The organism is Hanstruepera flava (genome assembly GCF_023634025.1).
Taxonomy (GTDB): Bacteria; Bacteroidota; Bacteroidia; order Flavobacteriales; family Flavobacteriaceae; genus Hanstruepera; species Hanstruepera flava.
Map to the genome: position 1 here is coordinate 878,388 of NZ_JALJCW010000001.1, position 17,189 is coordinate 895,576.

A 17,189-nucleotide genomic window follows, 5' to 3' on the forward strand; every position below is an offset into this window, starting at 1 on the left:
TATTTTAATTACAAGTACTTTCATAGCGAAGGCGATCATCGTCTCCTACTCTAAAATCGACTTTAGTTTCTCCGGCATTTTGTTGTATTTCATGTAGGTTCCAATTATTGTTGCAATAAGACAAGTCTGGTATATCTATTTCAACAACAATATTATTGCCTGTTCCTGAGGTAGACCAAGTTCCATAATGTGTATTGCTACCATATTCCACCACAATAGACCCATCGGTAAAGAAGTTAAAGACATAACCATCATAAAAATCATCATAATCATTACCAAATCGCTCCAACTTATCTACAATCCAATTTGAGCAATCAGTTAAAACCGATTCCAATTGCGAAGGTGTACAATTGTTACAATCGTCATCATTAAAATCGTAATCATCATCCTCATCGCAGGAATTGGCAAAGTCTTGTATAGTCAATTCCAATTCTGATTGGCTATTGACAATTAATTGGGTGTCATCATAAAGGATTACAGTTATTGGAAAATTTAGACTAACTATATCGCTTGATTCTATTTCATCTAAAAAACTATACAGTTCACTATCATCATTAAAATAAAGTGTGTCAATTAATTCATTATTTACGTTAAAAACAGAAGCGCTTATTGGATAAATAAAGTCTATACACTCAATATCATCATCACTTTCATTTTCTCCATTACAGGTATTGGCAAAACCTAATAATTCTGTATAATTAGTAATTGAAACTTCAGTAAAATCGTCTAAAATTATTGTTATAGGGTAGCTAATTACAATGGTATCTGTATCATCGTCAAGCTCGTCAAAAATGGCTTCAATTGTGTTGTAATCGTCAATGGTATTTATAGTAATTTGCACACCATTAGCTGTGACCGAAACTGGCAATTGTATCGTAAAACAATTCGCATAGTCAATAATATTATCTATGGAACCATCATTAGAAGCCGTCCATTTCATTAGATTGGCTATTACAGAATTTGGTTGAATGGTTTCATCTGTTGGCGCTTCAATATATTCTCTTTCTTCAGTTCTACAACCAAATAAGAATAAGGCTGTCAATACAAATAGATATAGTAATTTTAATAGTTTCATTGTTTTAGGTTTCGCTTTCTAATACTAAAACAACTAACTTTAAAAAAGTCCTGAAAAAAAGATGATTTTTTTTTGCAAGATTTTCTAACTCCTCTTTTTAAATGTTCTTTTTACACTTTAATTTATATATTTAGTAATCAAAAAGTAACCTTGAAGAAAGATTTACAAGAAAACATTTGCGATGAATCAGTCTTTAAACATATTTACAATAAATATGCTAAAGACCTTACCGCTTTTTTGTACTATAAATATGGAGGTCAACACAGCCCTAGCGATAAAGCTCAAGATGCCTTTATACAATTGTGGAATAATTGTAAGAAAGTAACACTAGATAAAACCAAATCGTTTCTTTTTAAAGTGGCCAACAATTTAATGCTTAATGAAATTAAGCACCAAAAAGTGGTTTTAAAGTACCAAAAAACACATCAGGTTAAAGAAGATTATGAGACACCCGAATTTATTTTAGAACAGGATGAATATTATGAATGCTACAAAAAGGTTCTTGAAAAATTGACTGAAGAACAGCGCGTTGCATTTCTACTTAATAAAGTTGATGGCAAAAAACATATTGAAATAGCTGAAATGTTAGGCGTAACGAAAAAAGTTGTGGAGTATAGAATTTACAGTGCTTTTAAAATTTTAAAATCTGAATTAAAAAACTTTTCTATTAAATAATCAGGATTTTTTAAAAGTGAGTTGTTATATAATAAAGATAATGTATTAGATGGAAGAAGAATACTTATTAAAAAAGTGGTTAAATAACGAATTAACTGAAGAAGAAAAAGAAATTTTTCAGAATCAGGAGGACTTTGCATTTAATAAACAAATTATTGATAGCGCTAAAAAATTTAAAGCTTCAGACCATATTACCATAGCTGATTTTGAAGATTTCAAACACCAATTCCAGAAACAAGTCCCTAACAAATCAAAAATATCTTGGCACAAGCCCTTTTTACGTATTGCTGCTATTCTAGTGGTTGGTTTGGGCGTATACTTTTCTTTTATTTTTAAACAAACAACCAACGTAGATACTCAAATAGGCGAAAGCGCTACTGTCATGCTTCCAGACAATTCAAAAGTCACACTTAATGCCTTATCGTCTTTAACCTACAAAGAAAAAAACTGGGAAGAGAATAGAACATTGAATCTTGAAGGCGAAGCATTTTTTAAAGTTGCAAAGGGAAAAAAGTTTGATGTGGTAACAAGTTCAGGCACTGTTACCGTAGTTGGTACAGAATTTAATGTAAAAAATAGAGCACATTATTTCGAAGTACAATGTTTTGAAGGTATTGTACAAGTAAAATCAGATACGTTGAACAAAAGACTTCTTGCTGGAAACACTTTTAAAATATATAACAATCAATTCAGCCAAAGCAATATAAACCAAGAAAGTCCTAACTGGCTTCATAACAAAAGTAGTTTTGAAAACATAGCATTTCAAGATGTAATTGCTGAATTAGAACGCCAATACAACATTACAATCAAAACCGATAACATAGATTTAACCCGACTGTTTACAGGTATGTTTATTCACAATGATTTAGATAACGCCCTTTTGTCTATCACAAAACCCCTGAATTTATTGTATACGTTTAGTACTAACAATAGTGTTCTTATATATGAGGCAAACAACTAAAATCAATTGGTTAATCTGCCTATTCTTTTGCAATGCATTACACTTATTTGCTCAAGACAAAACCTCATTAGCAACTATTTTAAAGGACATTGAAAACAGATATGATGTGCAATTCAATTATGCTCCAGACAACATTAATAATGTTTTTATTGTATCTCCCAGCATAGAATTCACTATTGATGAAACCTTAAATTATTTAGAAAAAGAAACCAACTTAAAAGCCAGTCTATCTGAAAATGGTATAATAATTCTTACCAAATACACATATAAAACCATATGTGGAAACATTAAAAATTATCAAGACAGCAAACCCATAGAACATGTTTCTATTCAAGTTGATAATTATGGTACTGTAACTGATAAAAATGGTTTTTTTGAACTTGATGTTAATAATTCTGAAAGCACACTAACCATTCGCTCATTAGGCTTTACGACTTTAGAGTTAAAGGCTAATGAGTTTTTAAATGCCGATTGTAAAGATATTTTTCTAAAGCCGGAGATTCAATCCTTATCTGAAGTGTATTTAACCAATTACATTACAAATGGTATAACAAAAACCAAATCGGCTTCTTATGAGATAGATTTTTCAAAGTTTGACATTCTACCGGGTTTAATTGATACTGATGTTTTACAATCCGTACAAGCCTTCCCTGGTGTTTTGAGTGTAGACGAAACAGTTTCAAACATTAACATAAGAGGTGGATCTAATGACCAAAACTTAATATTATGGGATGGTATAAAAATGTATCAGTCAGGTCATTTTTTCGGGTTAATATCTTTATACAATCCTCAAATTACAAATGATGTTGTACTTATAAAAAATGGAACCAATGCACGATATACAGATGGTGTATCTGGCACTATAATAATGAATACCAGCAACCAACTCAACAAAAAAACAAATTGGAGTTTAGGGTTTAATTTAATTGACTTTAACGGGTATCTTGACTTAAAAATAAGTGACAAATCTTCTCTTGAAATAGCAGCCAGAAAATCACTGAACGATGTAACAACAACCCCTACATTTAATAGGTATTTTGAAAGAATTACTCAAAATCCCGGATTTGAAAATAACACGTCTGAAATAACAAACTCAAATGAAGACTTTGACTTTTATGATTTTTCTTTGAGATGGTTATACGAAATCAGCGAAAAAGACAAATTAAGAGTTAATTTCATTAATGCGTCCAACAAGCTTGTATTTGATGAAAGTACAGTTGTAAACAACATTCAACGTTCTCGAGAAAGTAAACTAACACAAAATAGTATAGCTGGATCAATATTTTATAACCGCGCATGGAATGAGCGATTTAATACAACTTTTGAGTTTTATGAATCGGATTATAAATTACAAGCCACAAACTCAAATATACTAGAAGACCAAAGGTTTTTACAAGAGAACCAAATTTCTGAATCCAGTATTAAATTTTTTGGGGATTATACTATTAACAACAACTTAAAACTCCAATTGGGCTATCATTTTGTTGAAACCGAAATAACCAATCTAGATGATGTCGATATGCCTCGATATAGGCTATTAGTTTCAGAAGTTTTAAGAACAAATGGTGTTTTTTCCGAATTGACCTACAATAGCAACAGTAAAAAAACACGTCTAAATTTAGGTATCCGCTATAATTACATAGGGGAATTTAACACAAGTCTTTTTGAACCTCGATTGAGTTTCACCCATAAATTCTGGCAAAACTTTTCAATAGAAATCTTAGGGGAATTTAAAAACCAAAATACATCCCAAATAATAAACCTGCAAAATGATTTTTTAGGTGTTGAAAAAAGACGCTGGCAATTGTCTAACAATTCTACTATCCCAATTATTAAAAGTAAACAGGCTGCTTTTGGCATTAACTATTCCAAAAACAATTTTTTAATTAGTTCCGAATTCTACTACAAAGCAATTAGAGGCATAACCACACAAAGCCAAGGATTTATTAATCAATATCAAGAACTTAAATCTAGCGGTGAAAATAATGTCTATGGAATTGATTTACTGTTTAGAAAGTCTTTCCCCAATTATAATCTTTGGGTAAGTTATTCTTATATGAACAATAAGTATTCGTTTGATTCTATTAGTTCCTATCAATTTCCTAGCAACTACGATATTACAAACGCTATTACTTTTGGTTCTTCCTATACAAAAAAGAACTTCAAATTCTCATTAGGTGTTAATTGGCATTCCGGAAAACCTTATACCAAACCTATAGAAGGTAATGAAATAGTAAACAACACTATAAATTACGAGCCCATAAACTCCTCACGCTTGGAATCTTATTTTAGAGTTGATGCATCAGCCGTATACAATGTTAACATTAGCAACAAAGTTAAAGGAGTGTTTGGGGCATCACTTTGGAATATTCTTGGAAACGAAAATGTATTGAACACTTACTACACGATAAGAAATGATGCTATTGTTGAAATCAACGAATTATCATTAAACTTTACACCAAACTTATCAGCTCGATTTATTTTTAACTAATTAAGAATCTAAATCTTATCTTTTAGCACCTTTAAATTGGCCAAAAGTATCTCCTCACTAATTCTTGTTGAATAATCGGGATTAATGTATTCAAAATAAATCGTTCCCTTTTCATCTACAATTAAAACGGTTGGTACTGGCAGAATATCGCTAATGCCCTTACTTTTTTTGAAAAAAAATCCTTTTGTCATATCAAATGCAAAGATTAATGAGGTACACATAAAGCAATAACAAACCTATTCAGTATCTATTCAGGCTACTACTTAAAATTATATATCTTTACGTTTTATGAAACATAGTCATTTTAGATATACTAATATTTATAATTTAAGAAATAATGATTAAGAAAAAATGGTGCTTTCTATTACTACTTTTTGTTTTTATAGGAGAAATAACCGCTCAAGTGTATTCCGAACTCAATAATAAGAAAAACGACACCACTGAATATAACTATTTACTGCCCATTTTTGGAAAAAAAACGCATGCTTTAGGATTTGACTTACCTTACTCGGCTGGCTTAAGTGTTAATTACCTTACACAGAAATCAAATATTATTATTTCAAATGTTAGTGTTGGATTCAATAACAGTGAATTATATAACGTTGACGACCTAATACGATTTAACAAAACGACTGCTACTTCTAATGGTGTGAATATTAGGCCTGATATATGGGTATTCCCATTCCTTAATGTCTATGGTATATTTGCCACGGCTAATACATCCACCAATGTTGATGTTAGTGTAGTGATACCAAGAATAAATAGTTCTGAAGAATTATTTAGAATACAGACAAGCCCTAATTTTAACACCACTACTGTGGGATTTGGCCTAACACCCACGGTTGGTTTTTTTGGAGGATGGATTGCCCTGGACATGAACTTTACTTGGACTGATGTTGATGCTCAAGAAAAACCCGTATATGCTTTTGTTTTTGACCCTCGCATTGGTAAAACATTCAACTTTAAAAAACCTCAACGAAACATATCTATTTGGGTTGGAGGATTCAGAGTTAAAGTTAACAGGGACACAAAAGGACATTTAGCTCTGGATGAAGTATTACCTATTGATCAATGGGAGCAAAAAGTAATGAATGGGCAAATAAAAGTTGGAGAAGCTCAAATGGAGTTGGATGATTGGTGGAATAGTTTATCTCCTGTTCAACAAGCAAATCCTGTCAATATTGCTAAGCGTGAAGGAAATCAATTAAAGCTCAATGCAGCATCTGCTGTTTTAAATGGTGCCGAAAATGCTTTGAATACCGCAGATAGTTCAACCCTACAATACACATTAGATAAAGAACAAGAAACGATGTGGAACTTTATTGTTGGAACACAATTTCAACTTAACAAGCATTGGATGATTCGAGCTGAATATGGGTATTCTTCAGGTAGAGAACAATTTTTTGGCGGATTGCAATATCGATTTGGCTTATAAATAATACACTCATAACTTTTAAAATCTGGTTCATGAAAAAATCATTCGTTTTCTGTATAGTCTTTTTTTTATCTCTATCAACATTGCAGGCTCAAGCTGCATTGTTCGCTTTATTATTTGGGGACAAAGTAGCTTCCGAAAAATTTAATATTAGTTTAGAATTCGGTGTAAATCAACCGTTTTACGCTAATATCGAAAACACCAAACGTTCTAAACTTGGTGTTAATTTTGGTATTGGAGGAAATCTAAAATTATCAGAAAATTGGTTCTTAAGTCCAAACGTTTATTTTTTAGCTCGACGTAATATACAATTCAATACGTTTTCATTAATGAGTGGCAACTCAAATTTAGACTCTCAGTTTGCTAATGTCCCCACGGAAGTCTCTCTCAATTATATTGATATTCCAGTATTCATAACCTACCAGACTTCTAATAAAAAATATCGTTTTGGTATTGCACCACAAATATCTCTACTTCAAAAATCTAGGGCAGTTTTTAAAAGACCAGAAGGTGATTTCACTCAAAATTTTGATGGTTATACTGAAGAAGTAGATTTTGGTATGCTAGCCGATTTTGCTTATGTGCTTGGAAAGGCACACAAAGGAAAGGGAATAATTATTCATTTACGCTACTATCATGGCTTCACAGATATTATTACCGATCGTATTAGTACAAAAAATAACAACTCTAGTTATTTAGCCTTACATCTAACACTCCCCTTTATAACGGACGAGTTAGCCCAAAAAAACTTAAATGAAAACTTATAACTCCTTTTCTATAGTTCTTTTTTTAATGCCTTTAAATTAGCTATCAATAATTCTGGACTTAACCTTACTTTATAGTTAGGATTAATATATTCATACAGAATATCTCCTGAAGTATTTACAACAAAAACAGTTGGAACAGGCAATATCTCTGTAGCCTCCATTTTAGTCTTCTTGGCAATATACATTTTTGCCATACCCGGAGTTTTGAATCCAATTCCTACTTGCTGAATAAATTTGGCTTGAGGGTCTGCATAAATCTGATAGTTTATACCTTCTTTTTCAGCTGTTGGATTTAACATTTCAAAATGGTCTGGACTAATGGCAATTATTTGATAGCCCAACTCAATAATTTGGGATTCAACTTCAGCTAACGCACCTAATTGCTGATTACAATATGGACACCAGCCACCACGATAAAACACAACTACTGATGGTTTTTGTTTCAAAACATGCTGTAAGCTAACCTCGCCACCATCTACATTTAACAGTGTAGCATCCGGCAATTGCTCACCTATAAGAAGTGGGCTAATATCTTCCGCTTTTTCTGGAACTTGAGCAAATAAAGTAAATGATAAAAATAGAGCAAACAATAGGGGTAAAGACTTCATAAGTATAATTTTTAGGTTAAGTCTTTAGTTTGTTTAACTCCTTACAAAATTATTTAATGTGGTAGTTTATCTTTTAATACCCCATAAACATAGGTGCCTAAAATTGCGGCCAGAACCACTATAACCATTGAGCCGTATCCGGCACCAACAAGTGTATACATAGGCCCAGGACACGCGCCTGCCAAAGCCCAACCTAACCCAAAAAGTACACCTCCAATTAAATACCTATAGAAACTTTTTTCTTTGGCTTCAATATGAATTTCGTTTTTATAAAACGATTTAATTTTAAAACGCTTTATGGAGTACGTCATTAAAACTCCCAAAATTAATGCGGCACCAATAATACCGTACATATGAAAAGATTGAAACTGAAACATTTCATAAATTCGAAACCACGAAGCAGCTTCTGACTTAAACATGGTAATTCCAAACAAAATACCTATTGCTAAATATACAAGTGTTCTCATGCTCTAAAAAATTAAAGGAAATAAAAAGTGAACCATAACCAAGCCACCAATAAAAAAACCTATTACGGCAATTAAGGAAGGACGCTGCAAATTACTTAACCCAGAAATGGCATGACCCGATGTGCAACCACCAGCATATCGTGCCCCAAAACCAACCAAAAATCCACCAATAATTAAAATAACAAGAGATTTCAAATCGCTTAAGGCGGAAGTACTAAACAATTCAGTAGGTAAATATGTTTTACCGGCACTTTCAAAACCCAAGACTTGTAAATTAGAAATCGTTTTTTCACTAATTAGCACGGCTTCATTTGGAGTTAAAAAATGTGAAGCTATAAAACCACCAATCACAGCTCCTAACACGACTACTAAATTCCAACGTTGTGACTTCCAGTCAAAATTGAAGAATTCATTTTTTTTTCCAGCACCTAGCATGCTACACATGGTTCTTAAATTTGAAGACATTCCAAATCGTTTTTCAACCATAATCAATAAAAACATAATCAAGGCAATCATTGGTCCAGAAACATACCATGGCCATGGTTGTAATATAAAATCCATATTTATTTTTTGTAAATAAGAGTTAAGTAAAAGTCCGCAAGATAGGGATTGTTCTTAAATATTCTGTTTAATAAAAATTTTGAGTCCATAAGCAAAGCTATGTTTTATTGAATTTAATAAAGAGCTCTCTTCCATCTCGACTCGCAATAGAATTATAACAGGGCTCAATTATCTCCAACTCAAAAAGTGGTTTAAAATAATTAACATATTCAGGTTTCGAGCCTCCAAATGGTGGATGTTCATTATTTAATTTGTCATTGAACAACAAACCAACCAGCTTTCCATTGTCTTCTAATAACTGATGCACTTTGTTGGCATATTGCTGCCGTAAATTAGGATTAATGGCACAGAAAAAGGTCTGTTCTAAAATTAAGTCGAATGCAGATTGCAATTCAAAAAAATCGCCATGAATTAATTGTGATTTTGGAAAGTCGGGAACTCTATTTTTAATATTGCTCAAGGCCGTTTTAGACCAATCTACCACTGTTACATTTTTAAAACCATTATGCCATAAATACTCGGCTTCGTATGCGTTTCCAGCTCCTGGAATTAAAATTTTTAAATCGGTATCTGTTAATTGATCGATATAAGTTTTAAGCGGTGTAGAAATAGTGCCAATATCCCAACCCGTTTCATTGTTTTGATAACGATTGTCCCAAAATGCTTCAGATAAACGTATGCTTTCAGACATGAGATTTCAACAAGTTAATTAAATCATTCTTTTGCACCACACCAGACTGCCTCCAAAGTTGTTTCCCATTTTTATATAAAATAAGCGTGGGCACACCACGAACTTGTAGTTGTGCCGCTAAAGCTTGATTTTTATCCACGTCTACTTTTAAAATAGAAACCGATTCACCAAGTGAATCTTTGACTTCTTTTAGGATAGGACTCATCATTTTACAAGGCCCACACCATTCGGCAAAAAAATCAACTAAAACGGGCTTGTCTTTATGTATTATACTTGAAAAATTACTCATAATTACTCTTTATTAAACGAAATACTCCATATGCCACGAACTTCGTTTTCAGCATATCCAATAGCCTTATCATCAGGATACAAACGTTTGATTGTATTGTAAACATTACTATCAATATTTTTTCCATGACATTGTAAGCACATGGTATTGGTTGTAATTGGATAGAAAAAGCTAACCGATTTTGGACCGTTTTCTAGTATTGGCTTGGGTTCTTGTTTACTACGTATTGCTTTTTCAAACCGCCTCATATAATATCGCTCTTTAGAGTTCGCTGCATTGTCAGGGTTTCTAGGCTTATCAGACACGCGCTTAATTGTTGCATTATAAACAACGGCCATACTATCGGTAATTGGGTAAGCCTTTTCACTACAAAATTCAACAGCCGCGAGCGTTCCTTTTTTCTGAATGGTTCCCATAAGGTTTTTACCAAGCTCAGTTTTTGTTCCCATAGCGTATTGCATTCCTATTTCTTCATAGGAAAGATCTGCTTCTTCATGCGAAGCTTGCTGTTGCCCTTTCATGTTGCCCATACCTTTGCCTTGTCCCTTACCCTGCTCTTGCTTAACATGATCTTCAAACCATTCTGGCTGTTCAATGTCAAAATCATAGATATAGTCTGCTATAAGTGTAATTGTCGCTTCAGGGTAAACTGCTTTGGGCATAACACCAAAACGCCTCACCGCTCCAGGCATTTTAGAATCTTCAGCGTTAGGGTTTTTCATAAATTTTTGGATACTTTTTATGAATTCCTTTTTTGAAACCCCTTCAGTTAAATAATGCTGCTTAACAGCAATCATAGGTGGCGCAATACGACTGTCATGACTTGCCGTTGGACTATGGCACACATAACAATTGACTTCCATAAGCTTTTTTCCTGGATGTTCATCCTGACTTTCCAATGGAGTTGAATTGGTATATTTACTATCCTCATTAGAATTGTTCTTACAACTCCAAAACGCTATCATTGCAATTAAAATAAATGCTATCTTACTTTTCATGATTTGATAATTTTCCTGTTGCACAACTCACAAACGACTTTGCTTTTGTAACTATAGTATTGGCTTCTGTTTCTTCGGGATAACCTAGAGCTTTCAGCTTATGCTTCACGTCCAAAACCAAACTATCAGAGTCACAATTAAAAATCACTTCATCTTTATCAATCTCAACAGTTACATGACTCACACCAGTTATGTCAGATAGTTTAGTTTGTATGGTATGGGCACAACCACCGCATTTTAAATTTTGAATTTTAATTATATGTTCCATAACACAGAATTTAGATGTAAAATTATAAAAAGCTATTCAATACTTCTGTAACATGTGATACAAAAAAAGAGCAACTTTCGTTGCTCCTTTTTCTTGAATACATATAAACTAATTACTTTAAAGTGGATGGGCAAACATAATCTGTTACAGGAATACCAGCTTTTTTTATAGCACCAAAGCCTCCTGCTATATCGACTAAATTATGAATCCCTCTGCTCTTTAAAATAGAAGCTGCTATTACACTACGATAACCACCAGCACAATGCACATAAAAGGTTTCACTTTCTGGGAATTCACTTAAATGATCATTTAGAAAATCTAAAGGCGTTAAATGGGCATCCTTAATGTGGGCACTAATAAACTCGCCTTCTTTTCTAACATCGAATACGGGAACAGTTTCCTTTTCTAAAGTGTCTTTAAATGTTTCTGCTGATATGGAAGAAATGGTATCATAATCTTTAGAGGCTGCTTTCCAGGCTTCAAATCCTCCTTCTAGATAACCTAGTGTATTATCAAACCCAACTCGCGATAACCGTGTAACGGTTTCTTCTTCTCTACCTTCTGGAGTAACCAATAAAATAGGCTGTTTTACATCGGCAATTAATGCACCAACCCAAGGAGCAAACCCTCCATCAATTCCAATAAAAATAGATCTTGGAATATGGCCTTTTACAAAATCGTTTTGGTGGCGTACATCTAAAACAATAGCTTCTGTTTCGTTTGCTGCGGCCTCAAAAGCATCTGGCGACAAAGCTTGGGTTCCTCTTTTTAAAACCACATCAATATCATCATAGCCTTCTTTATTCATTTTAACATTTAAAGGGAAATATTTTGGTGGTGCCTGTAAGCCGTCGGTTACCTCTTTAATAAACTCCTCTTGTGTCATATCAGCTCTTAAGGCATAATTCATTTGTTTCTGGTTACCAAGTGTATCAACAGTTTCCTTCATCATATTTTTACCACAAGCGGAACCCGCACCATGCGCTGGATAAACAATAACATCGTCTGCCAAGGGCATAATTTTCGAGCGTAAGCTATCATACAATAAGCCAGCTAATTGCTCTTGTGTCATATCAGCTGCCTTTTGGGCTAAATCAGGACGACCAACATCACCTAAAAACAAAGTATCTCCACTAAAAATAGCATGATCCTTACCGTTTTCATCACGCAACAAGTATGTTGTGCTCTCCATGGTATGTCCAGGAGTATGCAAGGCTATAATTGTAATATCACCTAATTTAAAAGCTTCATTATCTTTTGCTATATAAGCATCGAAACTAGGGTTTGCCGTTGGACCATATATAATTGTTGCCCCTGTTTCTTTTGCTAAAGTTACATGTCCACTAACAAAATCGGCATGAAAATGCGTTTCAAAAATGTACTTTATGGTAGCATTATCTTTTGTTGCTCGATCAATGTAGGGCTTAACCTCACGAAGTGGATCAATAATAGCCACTTCTCCTTTACTTTCAATGTAATAAGCACCTTGTGCTAAACATCCTGTATATATCTGTTCTATTTTCATAATCTTAATTTTAATTTTTACAAATTTAAGGGTTACAGCTAAACCCTACAGTAACACATGTTACAATTCTATTTTACAAAAAACTCCATGTAAAAAATGAAAATGGCCATTACAAAAATAAAATAACCAAATCCTTTTTTTAGTTTGCTACCATCAATAAAATTCCCTAAATAACTTCCTACAAAGATACCGATTAATGAAATACCCGTAAATGTTAAAAGGAAGGTCCAATCTATCTCCATTGTTATGGCGTCTCCAAGAAAAAAACCCAGAAGTGATTTAAATGCAATAATAATTAGTGATGTCCCTACGGCAACTTTCATCTTTACATTAGCTAGTATGACTAAAGCTGGTATAATTAAAAATCCACCACCAGCTCCAATAAAACCCGTAATGGCACCAACAACCAAACCTTCTAAAAGTATTAAGGGATAATTATAGGTAACCACCAGATCTTCTTGTTTTTCCTGTCGTGTTTTCAACATTGAAAATGCAGCAGGAATCATTAAAATTGCAAATAGTCCAAACATGCCCATACGGCGTGTGAACTCAAAACCACCTAAATTAAAAAGTACTTCTGGAAGTGCTGGCACTACATAATACCGTACCAATGTTACTCCAATTATAGCAGGCAGTCCAAATACAAAAGCAGTTCGCCAATCTACATATCCCTTAAAATGCTGTTTCAAACCGCCAATAAGGGCACTAAACCCTACTACAAATAAGGAATATGCCGTCGCAACTTTTTCGTTAACCATAAAAAGATAGGCCAACACAGGGACAGCCAATATAGATCCGCCGCCACCTATTAATCCAAGAGAAACACCAATAATCAGTGCACTTATATAACCTAATATTTCCAGTATATCCATCAGTTAATTTTGAAAGATGTCAGCAAAGGTACTGAATGCAGATTTTATAGTAAGTAACAACTGTTACACGCATAACGCTCACTTAAGAACAATATGGTTTCTATGTAATTCTACTTTACCTAAATTTTCCAACTTTTTGAGCAACCTAGAAATAACCACTCGCGAAGTATGTAATTCATAAGCTATTTCTTGGTGTGTACTATGTATTATGTTGTCATTAGAAATGCGAGCTTTCTCATTAAGGTACTTCAACAAACGTTCATCCATTTTAAGAAAAGCTATACTGTCAATAGTTTCTAGAAGTTCGTTAAGTCGGTTATGATAACTCTCAAACACAAAATTACGCCAACTCTTGTATTTACCAGACCATTCTTCCATTTTTTCAATAGGAATCATAATAAGTTTAGCATCCGTTTCCGCAATAGCCCGTATTTCGCTTTTGGTTTGTCCTAAACAACAGGTTAAAGTCATAGCACAAGTTTCACCTTTTTCAAGGAAATACAACAACAATTCATCACCATCACCATCTTCACGAAGAACTTTTATAGCTCCAGAAACCAACAAAGGCATAGACCTAACATACTGTCCAATCTCGATTAACTTATAACCTTCCGATATCTCTTTAAAAGTGCCTACTTGATTAATCTCATTTAAAAGTTCCTTTTCAAAAAGATGCGAATAATGTTGAGTGAGTTCTTGAATCATTTTTGTTTATGTTCTGTTAATGAGTAGCGTTTTACTAATTTCCCTAAGGTCAAACCTTGGATCAATATGGAAAACACCACTATAAAATAGGTAATCACTAAAAACAAATCGCGCTGCATATCAACTGTCAACCCTAGAGCTAGTGCGATTGAAATACCACCGCGTAATCCGCCCCAAGTCATAATTAAATTGGTTTTAGGTGCAAAATTCAAACGTTTTTCAAAAAACCGTACGGGTAATAATAATGACAGAAAACGACATACCAACACCAAGGGAATGGCAATTAAACCAGCAGATATATAGTGGGTTTCAAACGTTAAAACCAAAATCTCCATGCCTATTAATACAAATAAAATAGTGTTCAATAAGATATCTATTAACTCCCAAAATTTATCAACATAACTTTCCGTTATATGCGACATGGCAGAACTTCTTACCGTATCGTTACCAATTAAAAGCCCTGCTGTAACCATAGCTAATGGTGCCGATAAATGATAGGCTTGTGCAATAACAGTTCCTCCCATTACAGCAGCTAGTGTTATAATGACTTCTATATCATAATCGTCTATAGATTTCATTAACCTGTAAGTAATCCAACCAATGGCTAAACCTAATGCTATTCCTCCTATGACTTCAACTGCAAATAATTCAAAAATTTCAGATACTTCTATCTCTCCATTCCCAATTTGAGCAATTTTAAAAATGGTTAAAAATACAACTACACCTACACCATCATTAAATAACGATTCACCTACAATTTTAGCCTCCAATTGTTTTGGTGCACCTACATTTTTCAAGATGCCTAAAACAGCTATCGGATCGGTTGGAGATATCAGTGCCCCAAAGAGCAAACAGTAAATAAGTTCAACCTCTAACCCAAACAATGGTAATATAAAATATGTACCATAGCCAACCAGAAAAGTCGATACTAAAACACCTAGTGTTGCAAACACCAATACAGGCCATCTTTGCACACGTAATTGCTCAAAATTGGTATGCAAAGCACCAGCAAATAGCATAAAACTCAACATAATGTCAAGCAATACTTCCTTAAAATCAATTTGGGTGATAATATATTTTTCGGCTTCAAGCAGGGTTGCATCATAGTAACTTAATGCAAAAACGACCATTGTAAAAACTATGGTTATCAACATTAAACCAATAGTATTGGGAAGCTTTAAGAACCGTACATTTACATAACCAAAAAGTGCTGATAAAACAACGAGTATTGTAATAATATGAAAGTAATCCATGAAGTCAATTTATTCGATATGCAATATACCATTTTTCACATGTTATTTAGACCGAAAATCCGTGTAATTTTATGTAATCTTTACTATACATCTTCGACTTAAAGCTGTATATTTCATTTTTTCAAAAGTGAATTAAACATCAATTATGCAAAAAACATATTATGATCCAGCTGATTTAAAAAAGTTTGGAAAAATATCAGATTGGAATGAAGAACTCGGTTCAAAATTTTTTGAATATTACAATGCAGTATTTAAAGAAGGCCATCTTACCGAACGTGAAAAATCATTAATTGCTTTAGCTGTTGCCCATACCATACAATGCCCATACTGCATTGATGCCTATACAGGAGATGGCTTACAACGTGGCATAACTAAAGAAGAGATGATGGAGGCTCTACATGTAGCTGGTGCTATTCGTGGTGGTGCCTCATTGGTTCATGGCGTGCAAATGATGAATAAAGTCAAGAAATTAGATTTATAAATGCTCAAATCGCTCCATAAAAGACATAGTGAATTAGCCCAAAGCAAACGTCAGTTAGAAATTTTATCAAACGGTATCTTTCAAAATGGCGATTTGCTAAAATTTAAAGATAAAATTGCTGAAAGCAACCAATTTCCTTTACGAGCTAAAAAACTTGAAATCCTTCAAATTAATGTGGGTTATATGTGCAATCAAGTTTGTGCACATTGTCATGTAGATGCTGGTCCTGACCGTAAAGAAATTATGACAAAGGAAACCATGTTGCAATGCCTAGATGTTATAAAAAAAACCAATGCCCATACACTCGATTTAACTGGTGGCGCTCCTGAAATGAACCCAAACTTTAGGTGGTTTGTTGAAGAAGCCTCCAAAGCAGGCATCCAAGATTTTATTGTTCGCTCTAACCTTACCATTATTCGTGCTAATAAAAAATATTATGATTTGCCCGAATTTTTCAAAAAACATAATATTCATGTGGTAAGTTCTATGCCACACTGGACAAAAGGAAAAACAGATAAACAGCGAGGCGATGGGGTTTTCAACAAATCCATTCAAGCACTTAAAGATTTAAATGCTATGGGCTACGGAATGCCTGATAGCGAATTACGTTTAGATTTAGTTTATAATCCGTCAGGTGCTTTTTTACCTGGCAATCAAACGGCTTTGGAAAAAGATTTCAAAAAGGCTTTGTTGGATGATTTTGGAATCCAATTCCATAATCTATTTGCCATAACCAATCTACCCATAAGTCGATTTTTAGATTATTTAATTGCTTCAGAAAATTACGAAGACTATATGCATGCGTTGGTTGATGCTTATAATCCAGAAGCCGTTAAAAACGTGATGTGTACCAATACGCTTTCGGTAAGTTGGGATGGTTATTTATATGATTGCGATTTTAACCAAATGCTGAACCTCCCTGTAAACAGTAAAGTCAAACATATTTCGGAATACCAATCCGAATTGTTGGAAGGTCGTCCAATTGTTATTTCGCAACATTGCTACGGATGCACTGCTGGTGCAGGAAGTAGCTGCCAAGGTAGTGTTACATAACAAATAGCTACTAT

At 33.6% G+C, this 17,189-nt stretch carries 20 protein-coding genes; 7 read left to right on the forward strand and 13 right to left on the reverse strand.

What is annotated here, in order from left to right:
- Positions 1 to 4 precede the first annotated feature (4 nt).
- Positions 5 to 1,075, reverse strand: a complete 1,071-nt coding sequence (locus tag MTX13_RS04195; protein WP_250433127.1) for a hypothetical protein — start codon at positions 1,073 to 1,075, stop codon at positions 5 to 7.
- Positions 1,076 to 1,225: 150 nt separating this feature from the next.
- Here MTX13_RS04195 and MTX13_RS04200 point away from each other — a divergent pair, with 150 nt between their 5' ends.
- The 3 genes from MTX13_RS04200 to MTX13_RS04210 are packed head-to-tail and all read left to right on the forward strand — an operon-like array spanning position 1,226 to position 5,202.
- Positions 1,226 to 1,750, forward strand: coding sequence for an RNA polymerase sigma factor (locus MTX13_RS04200; protein ID WP_250433128.1), 525 nt, complete (start codon positions 1,226 to 1,228; stop codon positions 1,748 to 1,750).
- Between the two features lie 49 nt (positions 1,751 to 1,799).
- Positions 1,800 to 2,711 (forward strand): FecR family protein, encoded by a 912-nt coding sequence (locus tag MTX13_RS04205; protein WP_250433129.1) that lies wholly within the window; start codon positions 1,800 to 1,802, stop codon positions 2,709 to 2,711.
- Entirely contained in the window at positions 2,695 to 5,202 is a 2,508-nt protein-coding gene (locus MTX13_RS04210) for a carboxypeptidase-like regulatory domain-containing protein (RefSeq protein ID WP_250433130.1), read from the forward strand. Before MTX13_RS04205 ends, MTX13_RS04210 begins: the two co-directional genes overlap by 17 nt.
- A gap of 8 nt (positions 5,203 to 5,210) precedes the next feature.
- Here the strand turns inward: MTX13_RS04210 and MTX13_RS04215 are convergent, their stop codons facing one another.
- Positions 5,211 to 5,393 carry a hypothetical protein gene (locus MTX13_RS04215; protein WP_250433131.1) on the reverse strand — a complete coding sequence of 61 codons (183 nt, stop codon included), beginning with the start codon at positions 5,391 to 5,393 and terminating at the stop codon, positions 5,211 to 5,213.
- Positions 5,394 to 5,539: 146 nt separating this feature from the next.
- Between MTX13_RS04215 and MTX13_RS04220 the strand changes: the two genes are divergently transcribed.
- Together MTX13_RS04220 and MTX13_RS04225 are read left to right on the forward strand one after the other, a co-directional pair.
- Complete coding sequence (locus MTX13_RS04220; RefSeq protein ID WP_250433132.1) at positions 5,540 to 6,637, forward strand: hypothetical protein; 1,098 nt, start codon at positions 5,540 to 5,542, stop codon at positions 6,635 to 6,637.
- A 32-nt stretch (positions 6,638 to 6,669) separates the two neighbouring features.
- Complete coding sequence (locus MTX13_RS04225) at positions 6,670 to 7,404, forward strand: porin family protein (protein WP_250433133.1); 735 nt, start codon at positions 6,670 to 6,672, stop codon at positions 7,402 to 7,404.
- Between the two features lie 8 nt (positions 7,405 to 7,412).
- Here the strand turns inward: MTX13_RS04225 and MTX13_RS04230 are convergent, their stop codons facing one another.
- The 11 genes from MTX13_RS04230 to MTX13_RS04280 form a co-directional block, all read right to left on the reverse strand.
- Complete coding sequence (locus tag MTX13_RS04230) at positions 7,413 to 8,012, reverse strand: peroxiredoxin-like family protein (RefSeq protein ID WP_250433134.1); 600 nt, start codon at positions 8,010 to 8,012, stop codon at positions 7,413 to 7,415.
- Between the two features lie 53 nt (positions 8,013 to 8,065).
- Positions 8,066 to 8,479 (reverse strand): DUF6691 family protein, encoded by a 414-nt coding sequence (locus tag MTX13_RS04235; protein ID WP_250433135.1) that lies wholly within the window; start codon positions 8,477 to 8,479, stop codon positions 8,066 to 8,068.
- 3 nt (positions 8,480 to 8,482) lie between these two features.
- A complete protein-coding gene (locus MTX13_RS04240; protein ID WP_250433136.1) occupies positions 8,483 to 9,040 on the reverse strand; it encodes a YeeE/YedE family protein in 558 nt (185 codons plus the stop codon).
- Positions 9,041 to 9,137: 97 nt separating this feature from the next.
- Positions 9,138 to 9,731 carry a methyltransferase domain-containing protein gene (locus MTX13_RS04245; RefSeq protein WP_250433137.1) on the reverse strand — a complete coding sequence of 198 codons (594 nt, stop codon included), beginning with the start codon at positions 9,729 to 9,731 and terminating at the stop codon, positions 9,138 to 9,140.
- Complete coding sequence (gene trxA / locus MTX13_RS04250; RefSeq protein ID WP_250433138.1) at positions 9,724 to 10,020, reverse strand: thioredoxin; 297 nt, start codon at positions 10,018 to 10,020, stop codon at positions 9,724 to 9,726. Before trxA ends, MTX13_RS04245 begins: the two co-directional genes overlap by 8 nt.
- A gap of 2 nt (positions 10,021 to 10,022) precedes the next feature.
- Positions 10,023 to 11,018: a Tll0287-like domain-containing protein gene (locus tag MTX13_RS04255; RefSeq protein ID WP_250433139.1), complete on the reverse strand. Its 996-nt coding sequence runs from the start codon at positions 11,016 to 11,018 to the stop codon at positions 10,023 to 10,025.
- The gene (locus MTX13_RS04260) at positions 11,008 to 11,286 is read right to left on the reverse strand and encodes a heavy-metal-associated domain-containing protein (RefSeq protein ID WP_250433140.1); all 279 of its coding nucleotides are present in this window, start codon (positions 11,284 to 11,286) and stop codon (positions 11,008 to 11,010) included. The genes MTX13_RS04255 and MTX13_RS04260 overlap by 11 nt, the downstream gene beginning before the upstream one ends.
- Positions 11,287 to 11,398: 112 nt before the next feature.
- Complete coding sequence (locus MTX13_RS04265; protein ID WP_250433141.1) at positions 11,399 to 12,811, reverse strand: MBL fold metallo-hydrolase; 1,413 nt, start codon at positions 12,809 to 12,811, stop codon at positions 11,399 to 11,401.
- 68 nt (positions 12,812 to 12,879) lie between these two features.
- The gene (locus tag MTX13_RS04270; RefSeq protein WP_250433142.1) at positions 12,880 to 13,683 is read right to left on the reverse strand and encodes a sulfite exporter TauE/SafE family protein; all 804 of its coding nucleotides are present in this window, start codon (positions 13,681 to 13,683) and stop codon (positions 12,880 to 12,882) included.
- A gap of 78 nt (positions 13,684 to 13,761) precedes the next feature.
- Positions 13,762 to 14,388 carry a Crp/Fnr family transcriptional regulator gene (locus MTX13_RS04275; RefSeq protein ID WP_250433143.1) on the reverse strand — a complete coding sequence of 209 codons (627 nt, stop codon included), beginning with the start codon at positions 14,386 to 14,388 and terminating at the stop codon, positions 13,762 to 13,764.
- A complete protein-coding gene (locus MTX13_RS04280; protein ID WP_250433144.1) occupies positions 14,385 to 15,641 on the reverse strand; it encodes a cation:proton antiporter in 1,257 nt (418 codons plus the stop codon). The genes MTX13_RS04275 and MTX13_RS04280 overlap by 4 nt, the downstream gene beginning before the upstream one ends.
- Positions 15,642 to 15,786: 145 nt before the next feature.
- On the opposite strand from MTX13_RS04280, the gene MTX13_RS04285 reads away from it, so the two are divergent.
- Entirely contained in the window at positions 15,787 to 16,122 is a 336-nt protein-coding gene (locus MTX13_RS04285) for an arsenosugar biosynthesis-associated peroxidase-like protein (RefSeq protein ID WP_250433145.1), read from the forward strand.
- Positions 16,123 to 17,175, forward strand: coding sequence for an arsenosugar biosynthesis radical SAM (seleno)protein ArsS (arsS, locus tag MTX13_RS04290; protein ID WP_250433146.1), 1,053 nt, complete (start codon positions 16,123 to 16,125; stop codon positions 17,173 to 17,175).
- Positions 17,176 to 17,189: the final 14 nt, after the last annotated feature.

Excerpts from the sequence above, each read along its gene's own strand:
- MTX13_RS04195 (WP_250433127.1), bottom strand. The coding sequence starts at position 1,075 with ATGAAACTATTAAAATTACTATATCTATTTGTATTGACAGCCTTATTC.
- MTX13_RS04205 (WP_250433129.1), top strand. The coding sequence starts at position 1,800 with ATGGAAGAAGAATACTTATTAAAAAAGTGGTTAAATAACGAATTAACT.
- MTX13_RS04210 (WP_250433130.1), top strand. The coding sequence starts at position 2,695 with ATGAGGCAAACAACTAAAATCAATTGGTTAATCTGCCTATTCTTTTGC.
- MTX13_RS04215 (WP_250433131.1), bottom strand. The coding sequence starts at position 5,393 with ATGACAAAAGGATTTTTTTTCAAAAAAAGTAAGGGCATTAGCGATATT.
- MTX13_RS04220 (WP_250433132.1), top strand. The coding sequence starts at position 5,540 with ATGATTAAGAAAAAATGGTGCTTTCTATTACTACTTTTTGTTTTTATA.
- MTX13_RS04225 (WP_250433133.1), top strand. The coding sequence starts at position 6,670 with ATGAAAAAATCATTCGTTTTCTGTATAGTCTTTTTTTTATCTCTATCA.
- MTX13_RS04230 (WP_250433134.1), bottom strand. The coding sequence starts at position 8,012 with ATGAAGTCTTTACCCCTATTGTTTGCTCTATTTTTATCATTTACTTTA.
- MTX13_RS04235 (WP_250433135.1), bottom strand. The coding sequence starts at position 8,479 with ATGAGAACACTTGTATATTTAGCAATAGGTATTTTGTTTGGAATTACC.
- MTX13_RS04240 (WP_250433136.1), bottom strand. The coding sequence starts at position 9,040 with ATGGATTTTATATTACAACCATGGCCATGGTATGTTTCTGGACCAATG.
- MTX13_RS04245 (WP_250433137.1), bottom strand. The coding sequence starts at position 9,731 with ATGTCTGAAAGCATACGTTTATCTGAAGCATTTTGGGACAATCGTTAT.
- trxA (WP_250433138.1), bottom strand. The coding sequence starts at position 10,020 with ATGAGTAATTTTTCAAGTATAATACATAAAGACAAGCCCGTTTTAGTT.
- MTX13_RS04255 (WP_250433139.1), bottom strand. The coding sequence starts at position 11,018 with ATGAAAAGTAAGATAGCATTTATTTTAATTGCAATGATAGCGTTTTGG.
- MTX13_RS04260 (WP_250433140.1), bottom strand. The coding sequence starts at position 11,286 with ATGGAACATATAATTAAAATTCAAAATTTAAAATGCGGTGGTTGTGCC.
- MTX13_RS04265 (WP_250433141.1), bottom strand. The coding sequence starts at position 12,811 with ATGAAAATAGAACAGATATATACAGGATGTTTAGCACAAGGTGCTTAT.
- MTX13_RS04270 (WP_250433142.1), bottom strand. The coding sequence starts at position 13,683 with ATGGATATACTGGAAATATTAGGTTATATAAGTGCACTGATTATTGGT.
- MTX13_RS04275 (WP_250433143.1), bottom strand. The coding sequence starts at position 14,388 with ATGATTCAAGAACTCACTCAACATTATTCGCATCTTTTTGAAAAGGAA.
- MTX13_RS04280 (WP_250433144.1), bottom strand. The coding sequence starts at position 15,641 with ATGGATTACTTTCATATTATTACAATACTCGTTGTTTTATCAGCACTT.
- MTX13_RS04285 (WP_250433145.1), top strand. The coding sequence starts at position 15,787 with ATGCAAAAAACATATTATGATCCAGCTGATTTAAAAAAGTTTGGAAAA.
- arsS (WP_250433146.1), top strand. The coding sequence starts at position 16,123 with ATGCTCAAATCGCTCCATAAAAGACATAGTGAATTAGCCCAAAGCAAA.